The organism is Corynebacterium fournieri (genome assembly GCF_030408775.1).
GTDB lineage: Bacteria > Actinomycetota > Actinomycetes > Mycobacteriales > Mycobacteriaceae > Corynebacterium > Corynebacterium fournieri.
Genome location: NZ_CP047210.1, coordinates 1,694,546 through 1,707,328, shown reverse-complemented (window position 1 = coordinate 1,707,328; position 12,783 = coordinate 1,694,546). Strand labels below are relative to the sequence as shown.

Sequence of the window (12,783 nt, the reverse complement as noted above, 5' to 3'; positions counted from 1 at the left end):
CCGCCCGTTTCCGGCGCGGGGCCGTCGTCGTGTCGGTGAGGTCCCCGAACGTATCTCACCTCTGGCGTATCATCTGCTGATTATGACGAAGCGCTCCCGCACCCGCCGCCCCAGCACGGTCCCCGTTGCCAGCCGCGACCGGGAAAACGCCGAGCGCGCCGCGCGCCGCAAGCAGCGCGGCAGGGCTATCGCGTTCCCGAAACAGGACATGGCGAGTGTGGTCATCCTCATCGCCGTGCTGATCCTCGTGCTGCTGGCGATTGCGGCCCCGCTTCGCAACTTCTACGAGGGCCGCGCCGAGATCGCCCGCGCCAACGAGTCCATCGCCCGCCTGGAGGCCCAAAAGCAGGCTCTTGAGGACGACATCGCCATGTACGACGACGACGCCTTCCTCAAACAGGAAGCCCGCCGCCGCCTCGGCGTCATGGAAGAAGGTGAGACCGCGTGGCGCATCATCGACCCCCGCATGACCGCCCCCGAGGCCATCACCACCGGCAAGGACGACATCCCCGACACCCGCACCTGGCCGCAAGTGATGTGGGATTCCCTGCGCGAGGTCCCGGGGGAGGAGCTTCCGCCTATCGACGACGCTCCGCCCGCCCCCGCGCCCGAAGCCCCCGAGGCACCGGCCGCGCCTGAGGAGCCCGCGCCCGAGCCTGGCGCGCCCGAAGCGCCGGCAGTACCGGAGGCCCCGGCACCGGAAGCTCCCGCGCCAGCGCAGTAGAAGCGTTTTCGAACGTTTTTCGTTTGCGAAATGCCCTGATGTAGGGGAGTGGTGCTACATTCTGCGTAAACGCTATTCCAGTGGCGATTGTGGGAGGAGGCGGAAATGGCGAAGATTCTTGACGTAGCTCAGTTCATATATGACGAACTTGGCTGGGTGAATGCATGGCGCTTGGAAAAGTTGACCTACTACGCCGATTCTTGGTTTGCCGCTTGGTACGGTACGCCCCTCTTCAACGAGCACTTTGAAGCATGGGTTGACGGGCCAGTATCACCAGCGTTGTATCACGCAAATAAAGATCGCGACAGTTTTATGTCCCGGGATCTTCCCCACGGTGACGGTAGCGCGCTGCTCCCGCGTGAGGCGGCAGCGATTGCCAGTGTTCTTGATTTCTATGGCGACTGGAGTAAAGAGCAGCTCATCGAGCAAACTCACAAAGAGGAGCCGTGGCTCGAGGCAAGGGAAGGTCTTGGCAAACATGCTCGTTCCAGCAGAGTGATTTCGAAGGAAACAACAATGCGCTTCTATGCTCGTTGCGAAGCTAAAGGGAACAAGGTCCCCAGGCGACCGTTCGACGGACGCCCGAATTGGAGCACTGAAGATGTGCGCGCCACTTTTGAATCGAACACCGCGAGGTGGGCCGAAGCCATCGCTCTGTTGGCGGACCGTTAACTCCGAGCTGAATGAATCACTATTGCTTGCCTCCCGAGGAAGTCATTGAGCTGAATCGCCAGTTAATCGCCAATGACTTCAATGTTTTAGACCGAGGCAAGCTTGAGGGGGCTCTTGCTGCCCCGATTCAAACCTTCGGCCGGCAGTATCTGATTTCGTCAGTGTTTGGCAGAACTGCCGAATTGTTGATGATGCTCATCAACGCCCATGCGTTTTCCGACGGAAACAAGCGGACCGCCTGGGTGTGCGCCGTCACCTATCTGAACCTCGAGGGATTCAACTTGGTTGATATCGATGCGGAAGTGGTCGCAGACTTCGTGGAGGATGTTGCCTTAGACTTGCATGATCGCGATTCGATCGCCGTTTGGTTTGCCGACCATTTGGCTTGAGACGAGTTGCAGGGCGTTAATCGCGGCGGTCCGAGTCATGGGACAATGGCCCACATGCACACTCCTCCCACTGACGAACAGCTGGCCGTCGTCGCCGAACAGCTCGGCCGCACCCCGCGCGGCGTGCTCGCCATCGCGTACACCACCCCGGACAACCAACCGGCCGTGGTGAAGACCGCACCCAAACTTGACGACGGCACCCCGTTCCCCACCCTCTACTACCTCACCGACCCGCGCCTGACCGCCGAGGCCTCCCGCCTCGAGGTCGCGCAGGTAATGAAGTGGATGGAAAGCCGCCTCAATGCCGACAGCGACGAAGGCGAAGACCTCCGTGCCGACTACCAAGCCGCCCACGAGCATTTCCTCGCCGAGCGCAACGCCATCGAGGATCTGGGTACTGACTTCTCCGGCGGCGGCATGCCCGAGCGTGTGAAGTGCCTCCACGTGCTCATCGCTTACGCTCTTGCCGAAGGCCCGGAGCGCGTCCGTTTCGGCACGGAAGCCGTGGCCCTGGCCGCCGAGCACGGTGACCTGCGCGGCACCGCCATCCCCACCGACTGGCCCACCCTCGACGACCTCGGCATCACCCTCGCTGAAGCAGGGGAGGGGCTGGCATGACGCGCGTGGCTGCCGTGGACTGCGGCACAAACTCCATCCGCCTGCTCATCCACGACACGGACACCGGTGAGGTTTCCCGCCGCAACACCATCGTCCGCCTCGGACAAGGAGTCGATGAGACCGGCCAGTTCGCCCCAGAGGCCATCGAGCGCACCCGCGCAGCACTTGCGGACTACGTCAAGGAGATGCAGCGCGAGCACGTCACCCGCGTGCGTATGGTGGCCACTTCCGCCACCCGCGATGCCGCCAACCGCGAGGACTTCTTCGCCATGACCCGGGACCTCCTCGGCCAGATCCAGCCGGGAGCAGTCGCGGAAGTGATCTCCGGTGAGGAGGAGGCGGCACTGTCATTCGCCGGCGCCACCGCGGACATCGACCCTGCCCGCGGTCCGTTCTGCGTGATCGATCTCGGCGGCGGCTCCACCGAGTTCGTCATGGAGGGCCATGCCATCTCCACCCAAATGGGGTGTGTGCGCATCACCGAGCGCATCATGCGCACCGACCCGCCCACCCCGGAGGAGACCGCCGAGGCGCGTGCATTCATCGACGAGAAAATCGCTGACGCCGCGTCCACCATTCCTTTTGCAGATGCGCGAACGTTCGTCGGCTGCGCCGGCACTTTCACCACACTCTCTGCGCTAGCGCAGGGGCTGGAATCCTACGACCCCGAGCGCATCCACATGTCGGAGATCCCATTCGATCGGCTGCGCGAGGTGACCGCGGACCTGCGCGCCGAGTCTGCAGCGCAACGTCGTGAGAACCCGGTGGTCCACCCCGGCCGGGCCGACGTGATCGGCTCCGGCTCCACCGTGGTGGAGCAGCTCATGGACACCTTCGAGCGCGAAGCCGGCGCGACCAGTTTCATCGTCAGCGAGAAGGACATCCTCGACGGGATCGTCGCAGGCCTTGCCCAAGACTAGGGGCGGATGCTTCTAGTCCTGGTCCGGCTCGTAGATCGTGTCCTCGATCTGCTTGTCCGAGCCGCGGAGCTTCTTGCCCTTGCGCAGGTCTTTGACCTCGCGCATGCGCGGCTCCGGATCAATCTTGTTCGCGATCGCTCGGCGAGCAGAGGCCGTGACCTGCTTGGTCACCGGCGAGTTAGCGACCGCCTGCGCGGCGTTGACGATCTGGTGGTAGCGCTTCCGGCCGGCTTTCGTGCCGAGCACATACCCGGCGGCGGCCCCGACAACGTATTGGTACATGGTGGCTAGAGTACAGCGGGGAAGCGGGTCGGGTTTGCTGCCCTTGGCTCACCTGACTAACGGTGCTGTATTAAGTTGTAGTGAGTATCCCTGTGACGAACGACCCTTAAGGAATCTATGTCGGACAAGCCCAAGATTATGACCGTCTACGGTACCCGCCCGGAGGCGATTAAGGTCGCACCGGTCGTGAGCGCGCTCCAGGACGACGACCGCTTCGATTCCGTAGTGGTCTCTACCGGTCAGCACAAGGAAATGCTGGAGCAGGTGAACAAGCGTTTCGGTATCACTCCAGACCACGACATGGCGCTGATGAAGCCGGGGCAAACGCTCAACGAGTTGGTGGCGCGTGCGATTCAAGGTCTTGATCCGATTATCGAGGAAGAAAAGCCCGACGTGATCATCTCCCAGGGTGACACCTCGACGGCAATGGTCGCGGCACTTGCTGGTTTTCACAAGGGCGTGAAGGTTGTTCACCTCGAGGCTGGCCTGCGCACCGGTAACATCTTCTCCCCGTTCCCCGAGGAGGCGAACCGTAAGATCATCGGGCAGATCACGTCGCTCCACTTAGCTCCGACCAACGAATCGCGCGAGAACCTGCGACGGGAGAACTTCCGCTCCAAGGACATTGTTGTGACGGGTAACACCGTCATTGATGCCTTGCTGGCCGCGTCAGAATGGGACGTTCAATTCGATGATCCGCGGCTGGAGGAGCTTCGATCCTCCGACGAGAAACTCGTCCTCGTTACCACCCACCGCCGCGAGAACCTTGACGCGATGAAAGAAATCGGTGGCGCTGTCCAGGACCTCGCAAAGTCCTACCCGGATCACATTTTCGCGTTGCCTCTGCACCTCAACCCAAAGGTCCGAGATGCGGTTCTTCCGGAAGTTGAGGACCTTCCAAACGTCATCATCACGGACCCGCTGCCGTATGACCAGTTCACTGCGCTGATGAGCCGCGCTTACCTCGTCCTCACAGACTCGGGCGGCGTACAAGAAGAAGCGCCTTCGCTCGGCAAGCCGGTCCTCGTGATGCGCGAGAACACCGAGCGCCCCGAGGCCGTTGTGGCTGGAACGGTGAAGCTTGTTGGTACAGATCGAGGTCGGATTGTGGCAGAGGCAAGGAACCTCCTCGATCAGGATGCGGCTTACGCAGCGATGGCAAACGCAGTCAACCCTTACGGCGACGGCAAAGCTGCAGAGCGTGCGGTGGCAGCTATTGCTGAGTTGATGGGGGTTGGCGAACGAATCGGAGAGTTTGAACCGGAAATCGACGGCAAGTAAACGGGACTGAGAACACACGCAAAGCAGGCGAGGGTACGCTTTAGAAGAACGATCCGAGCCGCCGAGATAGCGGGTCTCAATTAGACCCTTGCGAAAGGAATAGAAAGTGGCAAACACCGCGGTGCAAAATACGTTTAAAGATGTCTGCGTCGTTGGCCTTGGGTACATCGGTCTTCCTACGGCAGCGTTTATCGCCTCCAAGGGAATCAAGGTAACTGGTGTTGATGTCAACCCGACCTTTGTCGAGTCCATCAATAAGGGCGAAGTGCCGTTCGTTGAACCGGGGTTTGACGAGCTGCTCAAGGACGTCGTGGAACGTGGTCTGCTGACCGCGCGCTTCGACCAGGTCGAGGCGGATGCCTACATCGTCTGCGTGCCAACCCCGTTCAAGGGTGACAATCACGAGGTAGACACCAAATACATCAATTCAGCTGTCGATGCGATGGCTCCGCACCTGCGTCCGGGTGCCCTTGTGGTGTTGGAATCCACCTCTCCTCCGGGAACGACTCGCAACATGGCGGAGTACATCATCGAGAAGCGGCCTGACCTCTCGCTGAACGAAGAAGACGAAAATGCCATCTTCGTTGCTCACTGTCCTGAGCGCGTCCTGCCGGGGCAGATCATGGAAGAGATGGAGAACAACGACCGCGTCATCGGTGGCTTGACTCCCAAGGGCACGGAGCTTGCTCGTGATTTGTACGCAACGTTCTGCACCGCTGAATTGCTGACGACGGATGCGACTACAGCGGAGATGGCGAAGCTCACCGAGAACTCCTTCCGGGATGTCAATATCGCATTCGCGAACGAGCTCTCCCTCATTAGCGACCGTCTTGGAATTGACGTCTGGGAGCTGATCGAGCTCGCCAACCACCACCCACGTGTCAACATCCTCAAGCCCGGCCCCGGCGTCGGTGGACACTGCATCGCTGTTGATCCGTGGTTCATCGTTTCTTCAGTACCGGAGGAAGCCAAGATTGTTCGCCAGGCACGAGAGATCAACGATGGCAAGCCGTCGTTCGTCCTGGACAAGGTAGAGAAGGCGCTAAGCGAGTCTGACAATAAGAGGGTTGCAGCGCTTGGTATCGCTTTCAAGGCGGACATTGACGATCTCCGAGAGTCGCCGGCGCTGGGTATCGTTGAGCAGTTGGCTCAACGAAATCCCGAAACCACGGTTTCTGTTGTGGAACCGAACGTAGATTCCCTGCCCGATCGTCTCGCTGCGCACAAGAACATCGAATTGGCTGATTTCACCTCAGCCATCGAAAGCGCAGACGTTGTAGTCCTCCTCGTTGACCACCGAGAGTTCGTTGGTGTCGATCAGAATTTGCTCAACGGAAAGACTGTGATTGATACTAGAGGCATCTGGCGCTAACACACTCGTGCTTTACGCCTAAGTATTGCGGCTCTAGGAACAAGAGTTCCGGAGCCACACTAGGGGCTATAGCTCAGTCGGTTAGAGCCGCGGACTCATAATCCGCTGGTCGCGGGTTCGAGCCCCGCTGGCCCCACAATCATTCAGCCCATAGTCAAACGGAGGTGGCGAGGACGTGCGTATTCTTCTCGTCACCCAGTATTGGTACCCAGAAAATGGAGTGCCGCAACGACGTTGGTCTTGGCTTGCAAAAATGCTCATCGATGCAGGGCATGAAGTTTGCGTGATTGCACCGCCACCGCGGAACAGTCGTTCTGTCGACACCACGGGTGACAGTAAGCTGACGCGTAGAATCCCGTACAAGGGAACACAAGGCGAGACTATCTTCCGTAGTTCCGCGTACCGGGTAGGCGATTCGATTACATCGAAGGCTGCTAGCCAGCTCCTGATTGCTCTTTCGCAAGTTCGCACGCTCATTAGGAACAGGAAGCAGATTGAGCCGGATCTTGTTATAGGGACGGTTCCCGCTTTGCCAACCGCGGGGGTTACGTGGGTGGCCGCGAAGATTTTCGATCGCCCCTACGTTATCGACCTCCGAGATGCGTGGCCAGACCTCATGGGGCAAGCTTCGTCCTGGAATGCTGAAGTCGGGGATCCGTCGATCCGAGAGAAGCTGGCAAAGAACGGACCTCTTCAGCTCGTCACTCGAGTGTCCACGAAGGTACTGAATTCTCTCCTGCGGGGAGCAAGGGCGATTTTAGTCACTTCGAGCACCTTGAAAGCCTCTTTGGAGTCTCGCCGTGAATTGTCTACGCGAGGAAATAGCCCCGAAGTTGTAGTAATTCGAAATGTCTTTCCAGTAGCTAGCCAGCCGACGGAAGATAGAGGGAGTCACCGCAAGAGCGGCCACTTAAACGTACTGTATGCAGGGACAATAGGCCGCGCGCAAAATCTGCAGAATGCCTTGGAAGCTGCCAAGCTGGCTAAACAACAGGGGCTCCAAGTTCATATGATTTTTGTGGGCGCAGGTGCAGCCCGTGAGTTGCTTCAGGAGAAGGCTCAAGAGTTTGGTGTCGACGCGCGTTTTATTCGTCTGAAACCAGCAGAACTCTTGAACGCGTATTACGACTGGGCTGACACAGCGCTGGTGCATTTGGCCGAATGGGAACCGCTGCGACGCACAGTGCCGTCCAAGACGTATGAGTTACTTTTTAACCGGATTCATATTTCGGGGGTTGTGGAGGGGGAGGCCGCTGATCTTATCTCAAGCCTGGGCGGCGGAGACGTTGTCCCACCGCAGGATCCATCGGCGCTCGCAAATCTATGGGTGTCGCTCGAAAATAACCCACAGCGTCTCAGTGTCGGAACCACTGGCCGTGATTGGGTGATTCGGGAGCGTGAAGAAATGACACCTGTACGATTGCTGCAGATACTGCAGCAGATCGAAGCATCGGATGGTAATGCGTCCAGCTAGGTACTGCCAGCTTTTTCTATCTGCGATGGCGACGGACTTCTTGTCGGGGCCGAAGCCGTTTCTGCGGAAAGTCTTCGTAAAAATTGGCCGAAAACTCCAGGAATGTGGCTTCAGATTGCCTGTTTTCTTGGAGGGCATGTCTCGTGCGGGAGTTCCGGACACTACCTCCTGGCAAGACTTTTGCGATCCAATTTTTCCATCAGATATTCGGCAGCCTAGTGACGAAGCTCGAGTCCTGTATTTTGTCAATAGTGCGCAGCCGTACACAGTTAGTGGATACACGGTGCGTACTCAAAAACTTCTCCACGAACTTAGGTGGCAAGATGTAGCTGTCTACCCAGCTACAAGAATGGGATATCCGGCGACAATTGGCGTAGTTCCCACAGAGAATTCCGTTTCGGTTGACGGCATCGATTACTTCTTGTTGTTACCAAGCCGGATGTCTTTGCGGAGAGGCAAGAATCGGCGTAAGGCCATTAATTTGCTTGCAGAGATAGCACGGCAGCTCGATATCACCCTGTTGCACACGACAACAGACTTCAGGAATGCAAGCTTGATCAGCGAGGTCGCACGGCTCCTTGGGATCCCATGGGTTTACGAAGTGCGTGGGGAGCGCGACAAAACCTTGGAGCTAGAAAACTCGGGACAAAGAAGCAGGGATTTTCTCGCGGAGTTCAGGCGACGCGAAACCCTAGCTATGCAATCGGCTTCTGCAGTCCTTGTGCTCAGCGATGTATCACGGCGTCGCGTTGAAGAACGCGGAGTTCCAAAGGACAAGATCTACGTTGTTCCGAATGGGTTCGATCGTGATGAGGCCATAGAAGCCCCCACCAGGGACTTCGCAAGAGAAAAGATCGGGATTCCGTCGAGCACAAAACTAGTCGGGACAATCACCTCGGTTGTTGACTATGAGGGGCTCGATTCGCTCGTCTTAGCCTTGGAGTTCCTTGATGACGACACCAAAGCATTGATAGTCGGTAGTGGCTCTGAGCTTCCTGTCCTACAACATTTAGTAGAGGAGAGGGGTTTAGCAGATCGCGTTGTCTTTGCAGGCAAGCAAGACCCCAAAGCTATTCCTTTGTGGTGTGCTGCATTAGACGTGTTTGTGTTGCCACGACGTGACTACGAAGTTTGCAGGGCAGTCACCCCGCTTAAGCCGATGCTTGCAATGGGAATGAAGATTCCAGTGGTTGCCTCCGACCTTCCCGCAGTTAGGGAAGCCACTGGTGAGTTGGCTTTGTATGTTCCACCCGATGATCCCGAAGCGTTGAGCGACGCGATTAGGAAGGCACTTGTGGAACCAGACCACTTTTATGGTAATCAACTAGAGGCCTTCTTGGATACACGGACATGGCAGTCCAGTGCTGAACGACTGATCCAAGCTTACGAGGAGACACTCTCGCCTGACGCGTAGTTCAGAATGGGACGATAGAGGCCAAAACGTAAAGGAGTAACCGCGATGGTCAAATTTCGAGAGCAAGCGCGTTCGGTGGGCGACGACATGTCTCGCTTCGTAAATGTCATGCGAAGGCAGGGTGCGCGGAAAGCAGCAGAAAAGGCTGCCTTCGCTCTGTCGCGACGCATTGCCCCGAGGTCTTTTGGTGAGTGGTCTGACGTTGAAGAGATCACTCCTGCGATTAACCCGAGAAAGCCTTTTCGGAAAATAACGGTTGGATCGATTTTGGATGAGTTTTCCGAACGAGCGTGGGGGTACGAGTTTGACCTGCGCCCAGTGCATCCTGGGGAGTCCTTTGAACTCAATGCACAAAACGGCAAGGGACCATTCGAGCTCCTTTTGGTCGAATCCGCGTGGAATGGCAATGGAGGCAAGTGGCAGTATCAGCTGACTGGAGAAAACGCGCCGTCTCCAGCCCTGAAGGAATTGGTGGATTGGTGCAAAGCTAGTGGCATTCCGACGGTGTTCTGGAATAAAGAAGATCCGGCTCACTTCGACGACTTCATCAAAACAGCGGAACTCTTCGATTTCGTGTTCACGACAGACGCGAACTTGGTCCCGCAGTATGAGGCCGCTTTGCCAAGTGCAAAAGTGGGCGTCCTACCGTTCGCTGCTCAGCCGGTTCTTCATAACCCGATTTTGAAAGCAGGGGAAGAACGCCGGGGCGACATCGCATTCGCCGGCACGTATTTTGCGCATAAGTTTGAATCGCGCCAACAACAGATCGCACTTGTTTTAGACGCTGCGGTGCGAGCATCTCGGAGCCTTAAGAACGGTTTAGTAGTCTTTTCTCGCTTTGCAGGAAAAGAAGATAAATACCAGTTTCCCTCAGAATACGAGCGCTACGTAGCAGGTGCGTTGCCGTACAACAAGATGTTGTCGGCCTTCAAGAGATTTAAGGTTGTTCTCAACGTCAACACGATCACACAAAGCCCTACGATGTGCAGCCGTCGTATTTTTGAAGCGGGTGCGTCCGGTGCGGTGGTCGTTTCAACCGACAGTGTCGCTTTACATGAAATGTTTAGCGAGGATGAGATCCCAATCATCCGCGATGTGGAGGGGGGCAGCTATGTGCTTCGACGCATCGTTAATTCCCCAGAAGTCCGAGACCGAATCAGCCACAGGGCACAACGGAAAATTTGGGAGAACCACACCTATACGGATCGCGCCTTCACTCTTCTTAATTCAATTGGATTAGTTGAGGCGCAAAGCGATGTTCGTCCGAAAGTGTCGATTCTGGCTTCGACAAACCGCCCGCAACAGTTGAGTCATCTCTTCTCACAGGTTGCGCGGCAACGTAATGTCGAAGTTGAGCTCATGATGATGCTTCATGGAATCGACGAACAACCGGACGCCGTCAGAGCGCAGTTTCCTGAGGGGGTGTCAGGACAGGTCTTTCAGGCGCCAAAGTCTTGGTCCCTCGGTAAATGTATGAACCACTTGGCGGCCGAAGCAACCGGCGACTTCATGGCCAAGTTTGATGACGACGACCTCTATTTTGAAAACTACCTGCGGGATCAGATCAACGCACTTGAGTATTCTGGCGCCGACATCGTAGGTAAGCGGGCATCGTATTTGTACCATGGGCAGTCGGACAGTTTCTTGCTCAGGAATCCAGACCACGAAATGTGTTTCACGGATTTTGTGGCAGGCCCGACATTAGTCTGGCGTCGCCAGGTAACTGAAGGGTTGGCGTTTCCGGATCTCACCAAGGGCGAAGACACGGGTTTTCTCAACGGTGCGGTCAAGAACGGATACACCATCTATTCCGCGGACCGCTTTAACTTCGTCCAGATGCGATCGCCTTCAGTAGCACACACTTGGGAAGTCGATGACGAAGTCATCTTTGCGAATGCTCGGGTAATTGCGATCGGATCGGGCATACTCAACGTCGAGTGTTAGCGGGAGGCAGTTTCGCTGGAAAGACGGATAGTGGGAGGGGTATAGGAAGCCGCTGTTTCGCGAATGATTTTCTCAGCCTCGTCGTCCTTTCCGGTGGCTGCTCGGTTACTCCACACTCTGTACCGCTTCGTAAGCGACTCGGCGGGGCCGTCTGCGATGATTTCGCCCTCGTGAAGCCACAGCGCTCGCGAACAATTGTCCTGAATCGTCTTTGCTCCGTGCGATACAAGGAAAACAGTGCCAGATTCCTCGAGGAATGAATCCATTCGTTTCTTAGCTTTTGAGGTGAAGGTTGAATCTCCTGTGGACAGAGCTTCATCCACGAGCAAGATTTCGGCACGCACTGATGTTGCGATGGAGAACTTCAGGCGGGCAGACATACCTGAGGAATAAGTACGCAGTGGTCGATCGATGGAATCCGTTAAGTCGGCCCATTCGATTACGGAGTCTTCTAGTTGCGCAACTTCGTCAGGATGCAGTCCCATGGCAAGCAAGCCGAGTCTTACGTTTTCCCTTCCAGTCAAAGCGCCTTGAAGGGCGGCTGACACGCCCAGGAGCCGTGGCTCAGCAGATACTCGTACGAGTCCAGACGTAGGAGACTCGTTCCCCGCGATGATCCGAAGCAGGGTGGATTTGCCCGAGCCGTTCTTGCCTAAAATGCCGACGGACTCGCCACGGTAGGAGACGAACGAAACGGACTTCAAGGCGTCGACAGAAGTGGTCTTCCTACCGAGTCCACGGATCGAGCCCGAAGACGTCAGGCGGTAGGTTTTAGATAAATCTCGTACAACAACGGTTGGTTTACCGGACACGCGCGTACCTTTCTTCAGCTTCCCAGAAGAAGATCAAACCGATAATGAGTAGACCAAATGTCCAAGCAGCGAGATAGAGCCACCGGCCGAGGGGAGGAACGGTTTGATAAATGGTTGCCTCGCGTACCGCTGTTAAGAACTGGTAGGCGGGATTAGCGAGCATGATGGACTGAATGGTCTCATTCGAATCGAATCGGTGGATGTCGAAGAACACGCCTGATACGAAGAACAAACCGCGAGTGAAAGTAGACACAAGGGCTTTCAAATCGGGAATGAACGCCGTAATTCTTGCGACGATCAACATTGCTCCTAGAGAGAACAAGTGGATCATCAGGAAAAAGACGGGCACCGTAAGGATTGCAGGGCTAGGCGTCAGCCCGTGGTACAGAAACGCAATGAGAAGACCGACGATCGCCGGCGCGACGTTGTCAAGCAACTGCTTGACAGTCAGCGAGATGGGGAGCGCCGCCTTTGGGAATGAGAATGACGAGATCATTCCTTTCGAGCTTTGAATCAATCCAGCACCAGAATTCAGACCTCTAGTGATGAAGTTGAAGAAAATAACACCGATAACCAGGTACCCAATGAAATGGTCAATATTCTTTGAGATCTTGAGGACAACACCAAAGACAAGGATGTAAACGGCGGTGTCAAGAATCGGTTGAAGCACAATCCACGCCCGCCCGAGGTACATGTCTCTACCTCGTGAAAAAGCCTTGTTCCTAGCTTCAGCCCAAATAAAATGGCGGCGTTGCCAAAGTTGTGCGAGATATCTGCCCAGGCCTGGCCTGGCGCTAAGTCTCCTCAAATAGGTGTCATCGACCTCGATGAGATTTTGTTGCACCGTATTCACGTTCTTTCCTCAGCTAACAATTCGCGTT

13 protein-coding genes and 1 tRNA gene are annotated in these 12,783 nt (G+C 56.5%); 11 read left to right on the top strand and 3 right to left on the bottom strand.

The window, feature by feature from the left end; all coding sequences use genetic code 11:
- Window positions 1-82 precede the first annotated feature (82 nt).
- The 5 genes from CFOUR_RS08225 to CFOUR_RS08205 all read left to right on the top strand — a co-directional run bounded on the left by CFOUR_RS08225 (window position 83) and on the right by CFOUR_RS08205 (window position 3,323).
- Window positions 83-724, top strand: a complete 642-nt coding sequence (locus CFOUR_RS08225) for a septum formation initiator family protein (RefSeq protein WP_290179096.1) — start codon at window positions 83-85, stop codon at window positions 722-724.
- A 105-nt stretch (window positions 725-829) separates the two neighbouring features.
- A complete protein-coding gene (locus CFOUR_RS08220) occupies window positions 830-1,396 on the top strand; it encodes a Panacea domain-containing protein (protein ID WP_085958550.1) in 567 nt (188 codons plus the stop codon).
- A gap of 26 nt (window positions 1,397-1,422) precedes the next feature.
- The gene (locus tag CFOUR_RS08215) at window positions 1,423-1,785 is read left to right on the top strand and encodes a type II toxin-antitoxin system death-on-curing family toxin (protein WP_161970705.1); all 363 of its coding nucleotides are present in this window, start codon (window positions 1,423-1,425) and stop codon (window positions 1,783-1,785) included.
- 54 nt (window positions 1,786-1,839) lie between these two features.
- A complete protein-coding gene (locus CFOUR_RS08210; RefSeq protein WP_085958552.1) occupies window positions 1,840-2,403 on the top strand; it encodes a DUF501 domain-containing protein in 564 nt (187 codons plus the stop codon).
- Window positions 2,400-3,323, top strand: coding sequence for a Ppx/GppA phosphatase family protein (locus tag CFOUR_RS08205; protein ID WP_085958553.1), 924 nt, complete (start codon window positions 2,400-2,402; stop codon window positions 3,321-3,323). The genes CFOUR_RS08210 and CFOUR_RS08205 overlap by 4 nt, the downstream gene beginning before the upstream one ends.
- Before the next feature lie 12 nt (window positions 3,324-3,335).
- On the opposite strand, the gene CFOUR_RS08200 is transcribed toward CFOUR_RS08205, so the two are convergent.
- Window positions 3,336-3,605: a hypothetical protein gene (locus CFOUR_RS08200; protein ID WP_085958554.1), complete on the bottom strand. Its 270-nt coding sequence runs from the start codon at window positions 3,603-3,605 to the stop codon at window positions 3,336-3,338.
- A 117-nt stretch (window positions 3,606-3,722) separates the two neighbouring features.
- On the opposite strand from CFOUR_RS08200, the gene wecB reads away from it, so the two are divergent.
- The 6 genes from wecB (at window position 3,723) to CFOUR_RS08170 (ending at window position 11,090) form a co-directional block, all read left to right on the top strand.
- A complete protein-coding gene (wecB, locus tag CFOUR_RS08195) occupies window positions 3,723-4,886 on the top strand; it encodes a non-hydrolyzing UDP-N-acetylglucosamine 2-epimerase (protein ID WP_085958555.1) in 1,164 nt (387 codons plus the stop codon).
- Between the two features lie 106 nt (window positions 4,887-4,992).
- On the top strand, window positions 4,993-6,258 hold the full coding sequence (gene wecC, locus CFOUR_RS08190) for a UDP-N-acetyl-D-mannosamine dehydrogenase (protein WP_085958556.1): 1,266 nt from the start codon (window positions 4,993-4,995) through the stop codon (window positions 6,256-6,258).
- A gap of 62 nt (window positions 6,259-6,320) precedes the next feature.
- Window positions 6,321-6,394, top strand: a tRNA-Ile gene (locus tag CFOUR_RS08185).
- A gap of 39 nt (window positions 6,395-6,433) precedes the next feature.
- Window positions 6,434-7,732: a glycosyltransferase family 4 protein gene (locus CFOUR_RS08180; RefSeq protein WP_143339061.1), complete on the top strand. Its 1,299-nt coding sequence runs from the start codon at window positions 6,434-6,436 to the stop codon at window positions 7,730-7,732.
- Window positions 7,733-8,015: 283 nt separating this feature from the next.
- Window positions 8,016-9,146 (top strand): glycosyltransferase family 4 protein, encoded by a 1,131-nt coding sequence (locus CFOUR_RS08175; protein WP_179154893.1) that lies wholly within the window; start codon window positions 8,016-8,018, stop codon window positions 9,144-9,146.
- 45 nt (window positions 9,147-9,191) lie between these two features.
- Window positions 9,192-11,090: a glycosyltransferase family protein gene (locus tag CFOUR_RS08170; protein WP_101706459.1), complete on the top strand. Its 1,899-nt coding sequence runs from the start codon at window positions 9,192-9,194 to the stop codon at window positions 11,088-11,090.
- Here CFOUR_RS08170 and CFOUR_RS08165 read toward each other — a convergent pair.
- A complete protein-coding gene (locus CFOUR_RS08165; RefSeq protein WP_230471924.1) occupies window positions 11,087-11,902 on the bottom strand; it encodes an ABC transporter ATP-binding protein in 816 nt (271 codons plus the stop codon). The genes CFOUR_RS08170 and CFOUR_RS08165 overlap by 4 nt on opposite strands.
- Window positions 11,892-12,755, bottom strand: coding sequence for an ABC transporter permease (locus CFOUR_RS08160; protein WP_085958559.1), 864 nt, complete (start codon window positions 12,753-12,755; stop codon window positions 11,892-11,894). Before CFOUR_RS08160 ends, CFOUR_RS08165 begins: the two co-directional genes overlap by 11 nt.
- Window positions 12,756-12,783 lie beyond the last annotated feature (28 nt).

Excerpts from the sequence above, each read along its gene's own strand:
- wecB (WP_085958555.1), top strand. The coding sequence starts at position 3,723 with ATGTCGGACAAGCCCAAGATTATGACCGTCTACGGTACCCGCCCGGAG.
- CFOUR_RS08225 (WP_290179096.1), top strand. The coding sequence starts at position 83 with ATGACGAAGCGCTCCCGCACCCGCCGCCCCAGCACGGTCCCCGTTGCC.
- CFOUR_RS08200 (WP_085958554.1), bottom strand. The coding sequence starts at position 3,605 with ATGTACCAATACGTTGTCGGGGCCGCCGCCGGGTATGTGCTCGGCACG.
- CFOUR_RS08220 (WP_085958550.1), top strand. The coding sequence starts at position 830 with ATGGCGAAGATTCTTGACGTAGCTCAGTTCATATATGACGAACTTGGC.
- CFOUR_RS08205 (WP_085958553.1), top strand. The coding sequence starts at position 2,400 with ATGACGCGCGTGGCTGCCGTGGACTGCGGCACAAACTCCATCCGCCTG.
- CFOUR_RS08170 (WP_101706459.1), top strand. The coding sequence starts at position 9,192 with ATGGTCAAATTTCGAGAGCAAGCGCGTTCGGTGGGCGACGACATGTCT.
- CFOUR_RS08210 (WP_085958552.1), top strand. The coding sequence starts at position 1,840 with ATGCACACTCCTCCCACTGACGAACAGCTGGCCGTCGTCGCCGAACAG.